This window comes from candidate division WOR-1 bacterium RIFOXYB2_FULL_36_35 (genome assembly GCA_001771505.1).
GTDB lineage: Bacteria > Margulisbacteria > WOR-1 > XYC2-FULL-46-14 > XYC2-FULL-37-10 > XYB2-FULL-36-35.
Genome location: MEUA01000010.1, coordinates 54286 through 68973, shown reverse-complemented (window position 1 = coordinate 68973; position 14688 = coordinate 54286). Strand labels below are relative to the sequence as shown.

19 protein-coding genes and 1 pseudogene are annotated in these 14688 nt (G+C 36.2%); 16 read left to right on the top strand and 4 right to left on the bottom strand.

Annotated features, from left to right (window positions below):
- From A2290_04620 to A2290_04605, 4 genes and pseudogenes are all read right to left on the bottom strand, one after another.
- Nucleotides 1–901: pseudogene (locus A2290_04620) on the bottom strand (hypothetical protein).
- 131 nt (nucleotides 902–1032) lie between these two features.
- The gene (locus A2290_04615) at nucleotides 1033–1455 is read right to left on the bottom strand and encodes a putative toxin-antitoxin system toxin component, PIN family (GenBank protein OGC16359.1); all 423 of its coding nucleotides are present in this window, start codon (nucleotides 1453–1455) and stop codon (nucleotides 1033–1035) included.
- Nucleotides 1448–1681 (bottom strand): hypothetical protein, encoded by a 234-nt coding sequence (locus A2290_04610; GenBank protein OGC16358.1) that lies wholly within the window; start codon nucleotides 1679–1681, stop codon nucleotides 1448–1450. Before A2290_04610 ends, A2290_04615 begins: the two co-directional genes overlap by 8 nt.
- A gap of 55 nt (nucleotides 1682–1736) precedes the next feature.
- A complete protein-coding gene (locus A2290_04605) occupies nucleotides 1737–3293 on the bottom strand; it encodes a hypothetical protein (GenBank protein OGC16357.1) in 1557 nt (518 codons plus the stop codon).
- 92 nt (nucleotides 3294–3385) lie between these two features.
- Between A2290_04605 and A2290_04600 the strand changes: the two genes are divergently transcribed.
- The 16 genes from A2290_04600 (at nucleotide 3386) to A2290_04525 (ending at nucleotide 14636) form a co-directional block, all read left to right on the top strand.
- Nucleotides 3386–4120, top strand: coding sequence for a transcriptional regulator (locus tag A2290_04600; protein OGC16356.1), 735 nt, complete (start codon nucleotides 3386–3388; stop codon nucleotides 4118–4120).
- A gap of 2 nt (nucleotides 4121–4122) precedes the next feature.
- The gene (locus A2290_04595) at nucleotides 4123–4875 is read left to right on the top strand and encodes a hypothetical protein (GenBank protein OGC16355.1); all 753 of its coding nucleotides are present in this window, start codon (nucleotides 4123–4125) and stop codon (nucleotides 4873–4875) included.
- Between the two features lie 41 nt (nucleotides 4876–4916).
- A complete protein-coding gene (locus A2290_04590) occupies nucleotides 4917–5219 on the top strand; it encodes a hypothetical protein (protein ID OGC16354.1) in 303 nt (100 codons plus the stop codon).
- On the top strand, nucleotides 5209–5586 hold the full coding sequence (locus tag A2290_04585; GenBank protein ID OGC16353.1) for a hypothetical protein: 378 nt from the start codon (nucleotides 5209–5211) through the stop codon (nucleotides 5584–5586). Before A2290_04590 ends, A2290_04585 begins: the two co-directional genes overlap by 11 nt.
- 6 nt (nucleotides 5587–5592) lie before the next feature.
- Entirely contained in the window at nucleotides 5593–5847 is a 255-nt protein-coding gene (locus A2290_04580; GenBank protein ID OGC16352.1) for a hypothetical protein, read from the top strand.
- Nucleotides 5841–6626, top strand: a complete 786-nt coding sequence (locus A2290_04575) for an imidazole glycerol phosphate synthase subunit HisF (protein OGC16351.1) — start codon at nucleotides 5841–5843, stop codon at nucleotides 6624–6626. The genes A2290_04580 and A2290_04575 overlap by 7 nt, the downstream gene beginning before the upstream one ends.
- Before the next feature lie 83 nt (nucleotides 6627–6709).
- Entirely contained in the window at nucleotides 6710–7018 is a 309-nt protein-coding gene (locus tag A2290_04570; protein OGC16366.1) for a hypothetical protein, read from the top strand.
- A gap of 11 nt (nucleotides 7019–7029) precedes the next feature.
- A complete protein-coding gene (locus A2290_04565) occupies nucleotides 7030–7410 on the top strand; it encodes a nucleotidyltransferase (protein ID OGC16350.1) in 381 nt (126 codons plus the stop codon).
- A 232-nt stretch (nucleotides 7411–7642) separates the two neighbouring features.
- The gene (locus A2290_04560; protein OGC16349.1) at nucleotides 7643–8197 is read left to right on the top strand and encodes a hypothetical protein; all 555 of its coding nucleotides are present in this window, start codon (nucleotides 7643–7645) and stop codon (nucleotides 8195–8197) included.
- A 78-nt stretch (nucleotides 8198–8275) separates the two neighbouring features.
- Complete coding sequence (locus A2290_04555) at nucleotides 8276–9121, top strand: hypothetical protein (protein OGC16348.1); 846 nt, start codon at nucleotides 8276–8278, stop codon at nucleotides 9119–9121.
- A gap of 170 nt (nucleotides 9122–9291) precedes the next feature.
- On the top strand, nucleotides 9292–9747 hold the full coding sequence (locus A2290_04550; protein OGC16347.1) for a hypothetical protein: 456 nt from the start codon (nucleotides 9292–9294) through the stop codon (nucleotides 9745–9747).
- 11 nt (nucleotides 9748–9758) lie between these two features.
- Nucleotides 9759–11648 (top strand): 1-deoxy-D-xylulose-5-phosphate synthase, encoded by a 1890-nt coding sequence (locus A2290_04545; GenBank protein ID OGC16346.1) that lies wholly within the window; start codon nucleotides 9759–9761, stop codon nucleotides 11646–11648.
- The gene (locus tag A2290_04540) at nucleotides 11638–12687 is read left to right on the top strand and encodes a CDP-glucose 4,6-dehydratase (protein ID OGC16345.1); all 1050 of its coding nucleotides are present in this window, start codon (nucleotides 11638–11640) and stop codon (nucleotides 12685–12687) included. The genes A2290_04545 and A2290_04540 overlap by 11 nt, the downstream gene beginning before the upstream one ends.
- 17 nt (nucleotides 12688–12704) lie before the next feature.
- The gene (locus A2290_04535) at nucleotides 12705–13634 is read left to right on the top strand and encodes a dolichol monophosphate mannose synthase (GenBank protein ID OGC16344.1); all 930 of its coding nucleotides are present in this window, start codon (nucleotides 12705–12707) and stop codon (nucleotides 13632–13634) included.
- A 119-nt stretch (nucleotides 13635–13753) separates the two neighbouring features.
- The gene (locus tag A2290_04530) at nucleotides 13754–14047 is read left to right on the top strand and encodes a hypothetical protein (GenBank protein ID OGC16365.1); all 294 of its coding nucleotides are present in this window, start codon (nucleotides 13754–13756) and stop codon (nucleotides 14045–14047) included.
- Nucleotides 14040–14636 (top strand): hypothetical protein, encoded by a 597-nt coding sequence (locus A2290_04525; protein OGC16343.1) that lies wholly within the window; start codon nucleotides 14040–14042, stop codon nucleotides 14634–14636. The genes A2290_04530 and A2290_04525 overlap by 8 nt, the downstream gene beginning before the upstream one ends.
- Nucleotides 14637–14688 lie beyond the last annotated feature (52 nt).

The following is a 14688-nucleotide window of genomic DNA, read 5'->3' as shown; positions in this document are numbered from 1 at the left end:
GAAGCTGTAGGTTGAATTTCCCCACCGCCTGCGCGGTTGGAAGGGTAGTTTCTTTCTCTGATCCTGACGTCAACCCTTTGTAGTAAGCTTCGGATGTTCCCGCACCAACCTGGTCTTTATGAATAATGTAACCGTTGGGCATATTTGTTATATCAAAATCGGCAGAAACAGATGTATCCGTGATTGCGACCCATAAATTAGTGGTATTTGTGTATGCTCCCGATCCATCGCCAGTTATTAAGTAAATATCCGGCGGGGAAGAGAGTCCGCTTGGATCCCAGCTTATTTTTATATTATTGTTTTCTCTGCTTATAAAAAGAGTTATCGTTCCGTTTACGGTCGTAGAAGTAAACCACCTTATATTATTTCCACTGTCTTGAGAATCAGGCGGATCGATGTAGAAGTTTTGTTTGTTCGTAGAGTCTTTTACATCTACGGCAGATATGGTGATATTTGCTTGTGATAGGGGATCAAACAGCCAGCTTGATCCGTCTATTGAGCTTCTAAGATAAAGAGGGTCGTCTTTTGACGTCCCCTTCAGAGTTATTAACCCTCCAGGCAGAACAGCCTGTTCTTTACCTGCTTCAAATTTTAAAATTACTCCGGCGGTTGCACATGATAAGTTATAAAAGCGGGACTCCCCCAGAATATTTTGAGTTGAACCTCTAGCTCCGGCAAGAAACACCGTTCCTGTCCCTGCTGTAAAAGTCCCTTGATTATTCCAATCACCACTTAAATTTATCTTACCCGAAGACATAACTAATGTCCCTCCAATTGTCAGAGAGCCAGGGAGGGAAAGAGTTGCGCTGTTTAAATTTAAAATTGAGCCTGAAGGGATGTTGATGCCTGCCGCAAAAACGGATGGAGAAAACAAAATAAAGATCAGAAAAACCAAGAACATCAGGAGCTTGTTTTTATGTCTATCCAACAAGAAAATCTCCTTCTTTTTTAGATTAGCATTCATTATCTAATAATCGAGTCTAAAACGCAACAACTTGTATGTTTTTTTATCCTCATTTACCTATTTTTTCTTCAAGGGTTTTCACTCTCCAGCACATCTAAAAAATTTCTTGGAGATAATATTATAATATCTTTGTATTTTTTTAACGCAAGTAAATGATTATCACCTGAAACAATAAAATTTGCTTTACTATCAACCGCTGTTTCTATGAACTTATTGTCAGACGGGTCGTTTTTTATAAGATTTAATTGGGATTTGGATGTTATGACTAAAGAGTTATTTTTAAACTCATCAATTATTGTTTTTATTATGGCGATAGGCAGGCAAAAATTTTCGCGAGAAAGAATTGAGCAATACTCTGCTAGGATTTCTTCTGTAGTGATAACACTAAATATCTTTTTCCTCCATAATTTCAATATTTCAAAAGAAACTCCTTCGGTCAATGTGGCTGAAATGATGATGTTGGTATCCAGAACAATTTTTAATTTATCCATTTCTTGTTTTTCTTACGGCCTTTATTTCTTTTTTTATATCTTTTTCTGTAATTCTTAAACATCGGCCGATTTTTTGGCCTTCTTTTAAGGCCTCCAAGAAAGCATTATTTTCTTTTAGCTTTTTCAATTTCAAAAATTCAACAAAGTTAAAAATCTCCATTTTTTCAAGGATCGTCATGGTTTTTATTTGATCATCAATCAATTCATCATATTTTACAGAATTCACTTTTTCATCAACTCCCCTTATACAAAATTATAACACAATAAATATATGTATAGCCTTATTTTGTTGTTCCCATTTTTTCTTCAAGTTTTTGAAGTCTTGATTTTAATTCTTCAATCTCTTTTTGCTGTGCTTTGTTTACTTCTACAAGAAAGCTTGTCAGTTTTGCGTAATCAATAGATTTGTAGCCATCACTTCCTGTACCAACGACTTCAGGCAAAACAGGCTCTACTTCCTGGGCTATCATTCCTATTTGTTTTTGATTCCCCATATCTTTGACTTTTTCCTTACTTGTGTCCCAATTAAAGTAAATCCCTCGAAGCTTATCCAAACTCTTTAAAACATCCATTTTTTCAGAAATTGTTTTAATATTTTTCTTGAGGCGTTTGTCGGAAGAAGGATATATCAGTGTTCCGTTATTATCAGCTTCGACTGCAAAAGTGCCATGACCACTTAAAGACTTAGCTCTCAAGGAACTATTTGCAACAATATTGTCACCTATAGAACTACCACTAGAGAGCTCTATATAGATAGCGTTTATAGTATTAGTGTCTATTACTGTTGTATCTATATTATTAGCGTTTATCTTTCCATTAACATCCAACGTTGCCTGTGGATTGCTTGTCCCAATTCCCACCTTTCCTATTGTGTTGCCACCTTCACTGGAACTTACAAATAATGTTGGGACGCTGGACAAGAACCCTACCATCAAAGAATAAGGTTTATCATTTGTTAGTGTTGTTCTTTGACCTTGATAAACACCTCCGCCGCCCAAAATAATTCCATGAGAGGCTGTTACATTGGTATAGTAAGAATCAGGATTTCCAATTATGGCTGATCCTTGAACTGCTAAATTTGTAGAGGGACTATTTGTTCCAATTCCGACATTTCCGTAAACAGCTAATCCGTTAGCTGGTGCGGATGTTGATGTTGAATATCCTATAGCTGTGTTTCCCTTGATCTGTAGTGTAGATCCCGGAGTTGAAGTTCCAATCCCTATTTTTGCGGTAGACGTTAATGAGAAAATTTCAAGTGTTGTGCTGGTTATTTTGAAAATTTTATCATCTCTGCTGTCTGAAATTTTAAAAACATCCGAACTCTTGTCAAGTGAACAACTTACACTTCCCAGAAAATTTACATTTCCCGAAACATCTAATTTTGCTTGAGGGTTGCTTGTTCCGATTCCTACCGTGCCATTAGTTGCATCTCCTGAAACAAATAAGATAGGAGTTGTATTTCCAAATCCTATCATTAAGGAGTCGGGAATAGTGTTGGTGAGACGATTTGCAGCATTTGATCCGACTCCAATAACAAAAGCATGATTAGCTTCTGCTGATATATATGAGCCTAGCGCAACAGATAATAATTTTGTTGCAGTAGTATATGCTCCCCCTAAAGCCAAAGAATTTGATCCCTCAGTAGAACAATGTAGACCAATAGACCTTGAGTCAGTGTTTATTGACATAAGCTTTTGTTTTGTAGAATCTTTTATAACAAAAGAGCTGGATGCGTCGTTCTTATCTAAAACTACATCAACATTTTCGGCTATGGTTTTTGTTGGAATAATTGTAAAAAAAAGAGAAAAGAGACAAAAAAGAAACAAGAACTTTTTCATAAGTAACCTCCCAAAAATAATTTTGTTTATGATAACATTATTAATACATCCAAGCAATTGATTTTCCCCAAAAAATCTTGTAAACTAAAACCATGTCAGGTCACAGTAAATGGGCGACAATTAAACGGGCTAAAGCAAAAACCGATGCCGCCCGTGGTAAAGTCTTTACCAAAATTATTCGTGAATTGACAACTGCAGCAAAAGTTGGCGGACCTGATCCGTCCGGAAATCCCCGTCTCCGTCTTGTCATCGACAAAGCAAAAGCGGCCAATATGCCAAATGACAACATAAAAAGGGCGATCGATAGGGCGGCAGGGCCTGATGCCGCGGTTATGGAAGAAATAACTTATGAAGGATACGGTCCCGCGGGAGTTGCAATTCTAATCGAATGTATGACTGACAACAAAAACAGGACACTTGGCGATGTTAGGACTGTCTTTTCAAAAGTGGGAGGAAATTTGGGGAGTGCTGGATGTGTCTCTTATATTTTCAAAAGGCTTGGAACTATCTCTTTTGACAAATCAAAAGTTGATGCCGATACCCTTTCGATGGAAGCAATCGACGCGGGAGCAGAAGACATAAAACTTGACGACTCTTCTATAGAAGTAATTACTTCGCAGGAAAAATTTGAACAGATAAGGGATTCTTTAAAATTAAAAGGATATGAACCCGAAAATGCCGAAGTTACAATGATCCCTTCTACTACGGTTGCATTGTCAGGCGACGATGCCCGTAAAGCCATGAACCTTGTTGAAAAACTTGAAGAACTGGATGATGTCCAGGCTGTCCATTCTAATTTTGATATTCCCGATGAGCTGATGAAGTGAAGATGGATGAGGGACGAAAGGACGAAGGACGAGAAAAGAAAAAACTAATTGCAGATCTGCATATCCATACAGTGGCTTCCGGTCATGCTTATTCCACTATTTTAGAATATATCAAAGAAGCAAAAAAGAGAAAATTAAAGTATATTGCTATTACCGATCATGGTCCCGCGATGCCCGATGGACCTCACTATTATTATTTCTGCAATCTCCAGATGATACCGCTTGAAATTGATGGCGTGAAAATACTAAGAGGGATTGAAGCAAACATTATCAACAGCGAAGGGAAACTCGATCTTGATGATGAGATTTTTAGCAGGATACATTTTGTTCTTGCGACATTTCATCCTCGCTGTGGTTATGAAAACCAAGGGGAAGAGAAAAACACGGATGCAATGATAAAAGCGATGGATAATCCCCATCTTTGCGCGATTGCTCATCCGGAAAACGCGCAGTTTCCAGTTAATTTTAAAAGATTGGCAGAAGCAGCAAAAGAAAAAGATATCTTAATAGAAGTAAATAATAGTTCATATTTGAGTCGTCCGGGGACAAAAGATAGAATTGTTCAAATACTAAAAGAGGTAAAAAGGGTAGGGGGAAATATTTGCCTAGGGACTGATTCCCACATTGCCACAATGGTTGGCAAATTTGACTATGCTTTGGATGTTTGCAAGGAAGTTGATTTTCCAATTGAGAATATTATTAATTATTCTAAAGAGATGATTGAAAAATATGTTAGACCGGTTAAGTCGGTTTAGCCTGTTGTTTTAGTGCGCTTTTTTTTGTTAGTATATGACATATGAGCATTAAAGAGAAAATAACTCAAGCGTTGATAGAAAGCGTAAAGAAACATTTAAATTTACAGCACTATAAAGTTTTCTATTTTGGTTCACAAGTAAACGGAGATGCAACTTCCCGTTCTGATTTTGATGTTGGAATAGACGCAGGGAAAAAAATTTCTTCGGAAACAAAACTTGACATACAACAAGATATGGACAATTTACCTGTAATGCAAAAGATTGAAATTGTTGATTTTAGCCAAGTTGATTCCGAGTTTAAAAAAGTGGCGTTAAAAAATATAGAGGTGATTTATGAACGATAAATTTGAAAATCTGGTCTCTCAATATAAAAAAGCCCTTTTACGCTTGCAGGATGTTATGACAAAGAAAAAAGACGAATATATCAGAGATTCAGCTATACAAAGGTTTGAATTTACTTATGAATTGGCCTGGAAAGGGATGAAAGCTTATCTAAAGGAAAAAGGGGTAATCGAGATAAATTTCCCAAAAGATGTAATAAGAACTGCATTTAAAGCAGGGCTTATTTCCGACGATCCACTTTGGCTTGATATGGTTGATACTAGGAATCAGACTTCACATCTTTACAAGGAATCTATGGCGGAAGATGTCTATTCTAAAATAAAGAAATATCTCCCTTTGTTTGAAAAACTAAATGAGACATTACTATAAATTTTAATGACTAAGTTCCAGCAAAAAGTCTACGAAACTGTCAAAAAAATTCCGAAAGGGGAGACCCGCTCTTATGAATGGGTCGCAATTCAAATTGGAAATCCAAAATCAGCCCGCGCGGTCGGCAATGCTCTAAACAAAAATCGATCAAAAGAGATTCCATGCCATCGAGTAATTCGAAAAGATGGTACAATAGGCGGGTTTGCAAGTGGAAGAAGCGCTAAACGTGAAATTTTAAAAAAAGAGGGATATAGATGTTAGCCAAAAGAATAATCCCGTGCCTTGATGTCAAAGAAGGGAGAGTTGTAAAAGGGGTCAATTTTATCAACTTAAAAGACGCTGGCGATCCTGTTGAACAAGCGATCATCTATGATAAAGAAGGAGCTGACGAGCTTGTCTTCCTTGATATCACAGCCTCTCATGAAAAACGTTATATAATGCTCGATGTTATTAAAAAAGTAGCTGAGAGTATTTATATCCCCTTTACAGTTGGCGGAGGGATTAACAATATTGAGACAATAAGAGAATTGATCTTTTCTGGCGCTGATAAGGTTTCCGTTAATACTGCGGCGGTTAAAAGACCTGAGTTTATAAAAGAGGCCTCATTTCAGTTTGGGGCGCAGTGCATTGTTTTGGCGATTGATGCGAAAAATCAAGAAGGACGAGGGTCGAAGGACGAGGGACGAGATCAAACATGGGAGGTTTATATCCATGGGGGAAGGACTCCGACAGGGATTGATGCCGTTGAATGGGCGAAGCGAGGGGAAGAATTGGGCGCGGGTGAGATACTTTTGACTTCGATGGATAAGGATGGGACGAAAGATGGTTATGATTTGGAATTAACGCGTGCGATTTCCGACGCGGTTTCAATTCCGGTTATCGCCTCAGGTGGCGCCGGAAAACTTGAACACATTTATGCTGCCTTTGATGAAGGGGTAGCCGATGCTGCTCTCCTTGCTTCTCTTTTACACTACAAAGAATTCACAATTCGGCAAATCAAAGAATATTTACAGGATAAAGGCATTTCGGTAAGAATTTAACCCCGATTAGGATAATCGGGGTTAACAATTTGTATCACGGGAAAAATTGCCAACCTTTATCTTTGATGATAATATTACACAATATGTATCTAAAGAATTATCCTGTTTTAAAGATAAAAAAAGATATTTTAAGCATTCTTGAAAAGTATTTGGATGTTTCTAAATATAAAATTTTCTTTTTTGGTTCTCGTGTTATTGGGGCAAAAGATGACAGATCTGACATTGATATAGGCATAGAAGGAGAAGAAAAGATTTCAAGAGAAATAATGAGAAATATAAGAGAAGAGATGAAAAACATTAGAATACTGTATAAAATAGATTTTGTGGATTTTAAAAATGTCTCTTCTGACTTTAAAAAAATAGCTTTACAAAATATCGAGAAAATCTTATAATTTCAAAAAACATGACAAAAACTGAAGCTTTAGTTCAACAATTTTCAAGGGCTCTTTTACGTCTCAAAGAAGTTTTAAATATACCAAGAAATGACATTGTTCGTGATTCTGCCATTCAAAGATTTGAGTTTACACTTGACCTTTCATGGAAAGCATTAAAAGCATATCTGGAAGATAAAAAGGGGATTGTTTGTGCTTCTCCAAAAGAATGTTTTCGTGAAGCGTATCGGCAAGGAATAATAACTTATGATGAAGCATGGTTGGATATTGTTGACATGCGAAATGAAACAAGTCATACATATTATGAAAAGACAGCAGAAGAAGTTTTCTTGGAGTTACCAAATACGGTTAAACATTTTGAAGCCTTGTTGAGTTCTATCTCAAACCACTAGCTTTTTTGTGAAATGTTTAATTCCGATCCCTATAAAATTTTCTATTAATCAAAATTAAACAGTCCCTCTTTTGAGAAAAAAATAAAATCGCCTGAAATTTATCTTAATTAATCTCGAAAACTTAAAAAGAGGGGTTAACCCCGATTATTCATACCGTAAGTAATGTTTGACAATTTGTTAGTTATTGATTCTGGGGTGAATAATCGGGGTTAATATAAAAAAGGAGCTAATTATGTCAATACAAATTAATTCAGGTTTTAGGTCTACAGACATTGGAAAGAGTCCAGTCTCTACTTTTAAACGAAGAAGTAATGGGTTGGAGTTTCCTGTTATGCCTAGAGAGACAGATTCACCATTAATGAAAAGATTAATTGGAGGATTGACTATGCATCCACATTTTGGACATCCAAGGTCTAGAGGAGAAGTTCATTCTTTAGAAGTTATTTGTACAAGATTCCCATCTGCTGACATACCAGAACTAATTGTAATCCTGAAAACAGCTAATAGTCATTTTGTTAATTCAATATTGGATTGTTCTGGTGATGCTAGTAACTCCGTGGTTTATTTACTGAGAGAACAACATCAACTTGAAATAATAAATCTTGTAGCTTGCTCTTCCGATCTTGCTATGAATGGAATTTTAACTAAACGAGGGCAGGACGCTCTTGTTATTTCAAAGACCGAGGATGAAGATGTTTATTACGTTGGCATATTAGAGATGACAAATTCCGATCACCTTATGTTTGGCGCCGGTGTAATGATTGATTCGTCACGCATAATATATTAATCCCGATTATTTATTCCGATGTAATAATTCGGGCTAAAATATTTGCCCATAATCTTATCTTATGCAATAATTTAGTCAGTGGACAAAATATTTATAAAACAGATAGATGCCGCGCTAAAAAGATATCTCCCGAAAGATAAATCATCTTTGTCTTCTGCCATGAGATATTCAGCTATGATTGGCGGCAAAAGATTCCGTTCTTATTTGTCCCTGGAGGCCTGTAAAATTTGCGGTGGCAAAAAAGCCGATGTAATTCCCGCTGCTTGCGCCATAGAAATGATCCACACCTTTACTTTAATACATGATGATCTTCCCTGTATGGATAATTCTGATTTGAGACGAGGGAAACCGTCCTGTCATAAAATTTTTGGTGAAGATATAGCGTTGTTGGCGGGAGACGCTTTAAATACTCTTGCATTTGAAGTAATTGCAAAAAATTGTAAACCCGCGAAGGTGGCGCAGGTTATCTCTTGCTTGTCCCGCGCTTTAATTAATGTTGTATATGGTCAGGTTATAGATATACAGGCAGAAAGGAAAAACGTTGGTTTGAAAAAATTAAGAGAGATGCATCTTTTGAAAACAGCGGCTCTTGTACAGGCATCTTTAAAAATCGGGGGAATTTTGGGAGGAGCCAAAGATAAGCAATTAAAAGCCTTTTCTAATTATGGATATCATTTGGGGTTGGCATTTCAAATAGCTGATGATATACTAGACGCAACGTCTGACAGTAAAGCATTAGGAAAGCCTGCCGGGTTGGATGAAAAAAATAAGAAATCGACTTATGTTTCAATTTTAGGGGTGGAAGAAGCAAAAAAAATGGCTTCTTTTCATTCAAAAAAGGCAAAAAAAGCTTTGAATCAATTTGGTAAAAAGGCTGAAAATTTGGTTTTATTGGCTGATTTTGTGGTAAACAGGGAAAAGTGATAACTCATTGCTTATTTACTAAATTGGGACTGTTGCGAAATGGTCATTCCCGTGAAAACGGGAATCTATTTCTCAGGAAACAAAATGGATCTCCGCTTTCGCGGGGATGACAAATCGCAAAAACTGTCATTACGCAACAGTCTCAAATTTTTAAATGGAGTTTTAAATAAATGAATACGATAACAATGCTTTTATCAAATGTGCCGCTGCTAACAGGTGGAATTGCTTTTTTGCTTTCTCAAACTTTAAAAATAATTTATTATTATTTTAAGGATAAAGAATTTAATCCCAGCCATTTTTTTCAAGCCGCGGGGATGCCTTCTACCCATTCGTCCATGTCGTCCGCGATGACTCTTATGATAGGTTTAACGGAAGGGTTTTCATCTCCTATTTTTGCGGTAGCTGTGGTTTTTTCAATTATTGTTATGTATGATGCTATGGGGGTTCGTTTTGCGGCGGGTCAGCAGGCTGTTGTACTCAATAAAATCATAGAAGATATATACTCGGAAAAAGTTTCTGAAAAGGAAAAAATGAAAGAGCTTATAGGCCATACTCCTTTTGAAGTTTTTATCGGAGGACTTTTGGGAGTTATTACCGCTGTATTAGCATATACAATCATTTTTTAATTTGATTAATTATGAAACGTTTATTGGATGAACTAAAATTGCCTGAAACTTTAAGGCATCTATCTGCAAAACAATTGCAACAATTGGTAGATGAAGTAAGGGCAATTATAATTAAAGTTGTATCGAAAACTGGCGGACATATTGCCTCCAGTCTTGGAGCGGTAGAGCTTGCTATTGCCCTTCATTCTACTTTTGAATCCCCAAAAGATAAAATAATTTGGGATGTGGGGCACCAGGCTTATGCCCATAAAATATTGACAAGCAGAAAAGACAAGTTCTACTCTTTACGGCAATTCAAAGGAATAAGCGGTTTTCCAAATAGTTCCGAAAGCCCTCATGATATTTTTACGGTAGGTCACGCCTCTACTTCTATTTCTCAGGCATTGGGGTTGGCTCATGCAAGAGATATAAAAGGTGAAAATTATTCTGTGATAGCTGTTATTGGAGATGCCGCTTTGTCCAGTGGCTTGGCATTTGAAGGAATTAACAACGCGAGTTCTTTAAAAAGCAACATGATTATAATATTAAATGATAATGAAATGTCCATATCAAAAAATGTGGGTTCGCTTTCTAAATATTTGACTGTTGTGCGTACTTCGAATTTTTATAACGAGTTGAGCGGTAGAGTGGAAAATCTGGTTAAAAAACTTCCTCAAGGAAAGTCTCTTTTTGAATCTGCACGAAAATTAAAAGAGAGGACCCGCCATATAGTTACAGGACTTAAAATTGATGTTATTTTTGAAGAGATGGGGTTTAAGTATTTCGGTCCGATTGATGGGCATAGCCTTCCACTTCTTATGAGCACTCTTCATCATGCAAAAGAGATTAATGGGCCGGTTTTATTACATATTTTGACCAAGAAAGGGAAGGGATATATTTCCGCGGAAGAAAATCCGACAAAGTTTCATGGTACGGGTCCTTTCGACATAGAATCGGGAAAAACATTGAAAAATGGCAATCATAAGAAAACCTATACCCAGGTTTTTGGTCAGGCGATTGCGAAAATCGCGGAAAAGAATACAAATATAGTCGCGGTAACAGCCGCCATGGTTGATGGTACAGGGCTTGAACTCTTCGCGGAAAAATTCCCTAACAGATTTTTTGATGTTGGCATTGCGGAAGAACATGCTGTGACATTTGCAGGAGCGCTTGCAAAAGGGGGATTAAAACCTGTAGTTGCTATTTATTCAACTTTTTTACAACGGGCATATGACGAAATTCATCATGATGTTTGTTTGCAAAATGCGCCTGTTGTTTTTATTGTAGATAGGGCGGGGATTGTGGGAGAAGACGGCCCAACCCACAATGGGTTTTTTGATATTTCTTATCTTAGGACTATTCCTAACATTATAATAATGGCTCCGAAAGATGAAAATGAATTGCAACACATGCTTTTTACGGCTATAAATCTTAATTCTCCTGTGGCGATTAGATTCCCAAAAGGTGAAGGGATAGCAACAAGACTTGATGATAATTTTAAAAACATGGAACTTTTTAAAGCTGAGGTCGTTTCAAAATCTGGTTTGCCTAAAGTTTTGATTTTGGCTTTGGGCTCTATGGTTTATACTGCAATGGAAGTAGCCAAGAGAATGGGTGATACAACTGTTGTAAACGCGCGTTTTGCAAAACCTATTGATAAAGATCTTATTTTAGAAATGGTTACCAGTTTTGAAACTATTGTGACACTTGAAGAAGGTTCTGTTAATGGCGGGTTTGGTTCCGCTGTTATCGATCTTTTAAGTGAAAACAAGATCAATAAACCTGTTTTGAAGCTTGGCCTTCCTGACCAATACATAGAACATGGCACGAGATCGGAAATTTTAAAAATGTTGAAATTGGATGCGGAAGGTATTTATAACGTTTTACAAAAAGGAAAGATAATAGTAAACATTGGTCAATAAAATATTCTGGAAAAATAAGAGAGTTTTTGTTACTGGTCATACCGGATTTAAAGGTTCATGGCTATGTTTAATGCTTTCTTATTTAGGCGCTAAGGTTACGGGGTATGCGCTTAAACCTCCGACAAAACCTAATTTGTTTGAGCTTTGTAGTATTGATAATTTAATAACTTCTGTAATTGATGATGTTAGGAATGGTAGGGAACTTAAAAAGTCGATGTTAAAAGCTGCTCCTGATGTGGTAATCCATATGGCAGCGCAGCCTTTAGTGCGAGCATCATATAAAGATCCTGTTGAAACTTATACTACCAATGTTATAGGAACAGTTAACCTTTTGGAAGCTGCAAGAAGTTGTAAAAGCATAAAGGCTGTTATAAATGTTACGACAGATAAGTGTTATCAAAATAGGGAGAAGAAAACAGGATATAAAGAAGATGAGGTTTTGGGTGGGCATGATCCTTACTCCAGCAGCAAAGCCTGTTCGGAGATTGTAACATCTGCTTACAGAGATTCTTTTTTTGGGTCTATTGGAATCGCAACTGCAAGAGCCGGGAATGTTATAGGGGGTGGGGACTGGGCGAAAGATAGGTTGATTCCCGATTTTTTCAGGGCTATTCTGTTTAAGAGAAAGCTTCTTATTAGAAATCCGAATTCGATAAGACCTTGGCAACACGTTTTAGAGCCATTGAGCGGTTATCTTATATTGGCTCAAAAACTTGTTGAAAACAGCAAAAAATATTCAGAAGCATGGAATTTCGGGCCGGACAAGAAAGACATCAAATCTGTTAAGTGGATTTTAGATTACTTGTATACGCGATTGGGAGAAGGAGATGGATTTGAAATTGATTCAAATGATCATCCCCATGAAACGACTTGTTTGATCTTGGATTCAACAAAAGCAAGAACAAGATTAAACTGGGATCCGAAATGGACATTGAAAACTGCTCTTGATAAAATCATTGATTGGCTAAACTGTTATCTGCAAAAACAGGATGTAAAAGCAATCTGTTTTAATCAGATAGAAGAATATCTTGGAAAATAAAATGGAGATTTTTTAATATGAAATTAATTAGTGTTGTTACTCATTCTTATAATGAAGAGGAAAATATTGAAGAGGTGTATAAGCGGGTTAAAAAAGTTTTTGAGGGCCTTACACAATATTCCTATGAACATATTTTTATCGATAACGATTCAAAAGATAAAACGGTTAGTATCTTAAAAAAAATAGCGCAGGAAGATAAAAGAGTTAAGATTATAGTTAACAGCAGGAACTTTGGATGGATTCGGTCTCCTTATCATGCTATTTTGCAGGCAAAAGGGGATGCTGTTACCAATATAGCTTCGGATTTGCAGGATCCTCCTGAGATGATAGCGGATTTTTTAAAAAAATGGGAAGAGGGGTATAAAATTGTTGTGGGGGTGAAAAAGGAGAGTAAGGAATCTTTTTTGATGTTTGGCATTAGAAATCTTTTTTATGACATCATAGAAAAACTTTCAGAGATTAAACAAATTAAAAACTTTTTTGGCTTTGGATTATACGATAAAAAAATCGTGGATGTGCTAAGAACGATAAAAGATCCTTATCCGTATTTTAGAGGCCTTATTTGTGAAATTGGGTTTGAGGTTGCAAAAATAGAATATGCTCAGCCTAAAAGAGAAAAGGGGAGGGCAAAAAATAATTTTTATAATCTGTATGATGTTGCAATGCTTGGCATTACCAGTTACTCAAAAGTTCCGTTAAGATTAGCTACGATGCTTGGTTTTTTTGTTTCAACTATGAGTATTTTTGTGGCTTTTGGTTACTTGATCTATAAACTTATCTTCTGGAATAATTTTGATGTTGGTATTGCTCCTTTGGTAATAGGCCTGTTTTTCTTTTCGTCTGTCCAACTGTTTTTTATAGGTATAATAGGTGAATATATAGGTTCTATTCATACCCAGGTTTTAAAAAGGCCTCTTGTTATTGAAGAAGAGCGTATCAATTTTTAAAAATTAATGTGAAGAAAATTTTAATAAATCATAAAGAAAAAATCGCGTATTTACTTGTAGGTGTTTGGAATACAATTTTTGGTTATGGTTCTTTTGTTTTATTGTATTACTTGTTTTCTTTGTATGTTCATTATCTTTTTTTGCTGGTGATCAGCAACATTTTGAGCATAACTAACGCATATGTCGGATATAAATTTTTTGTTTTTAAGACAAAAGGAGATTATTTGAAGGAATATATTAGGTTTTATCTTGTTTACGGAGTGGCTTTTATTTTGAATTTAGTTTTGTTGCCGGTTATTGTCGAGTTTTTTAAAATAAGTCCTGTTATTGCGCAAATTTTTGTCATAGGGCTTGTTATTATTACTAGTTATTTTGGACATAAGCATTATTCTTTCGGGGGTAAAGATGTTTAAGAAAATTTTTATCGTAATTTTTGCTCTTGTTCTTTTTGTTGTTTTATTTCATCCTTTTATTTTTGATAAAATGTATGATTTTCTGGTGGTTCAGGATAAGCCTGAAAAATCCGATGTTATTTTGGTGCTTGCGGGAGATAGCAATGGGGAGAGGGTTGATCAAGCCGTAAAACTTTACAAAGAAGGCTATGCTCCCAAGATATTAATGAGCGGAGGCCCGATTATATGGAAATTAACCAGCGCTCAAAATATGAAAAGCCAGGCAATTGCGTTAGGTGTTCCGCCTAAAAATATTTTTATGGAAGAAAAATCATTATCAACCCTTGGAAATATTAAATATTCAATTCCAATTTTAAAAAGGCTTAACGCCAAGACAATTATTTTAGTTACATCTCCCTTTCACGCAAGACGGGCTCGAGCTGTTGCTCGTAAATACTGTTTAAAGGAAAACATAAGGGTTTTGAGCTATCCTGTTCAAGCTTCTGCGTTAAACCCAGATTCCTGGTGGACAAGGCGAGAAGATACGGAGCCGATAGCTTTTGAGTACATTAAGCTAATTCACTATTTATTGAATGGAGAGCTTTTTTAGGATAAAATTAATAACCATATTGTTTTTCATTTTTCATTTTCTTAAAGGGGTT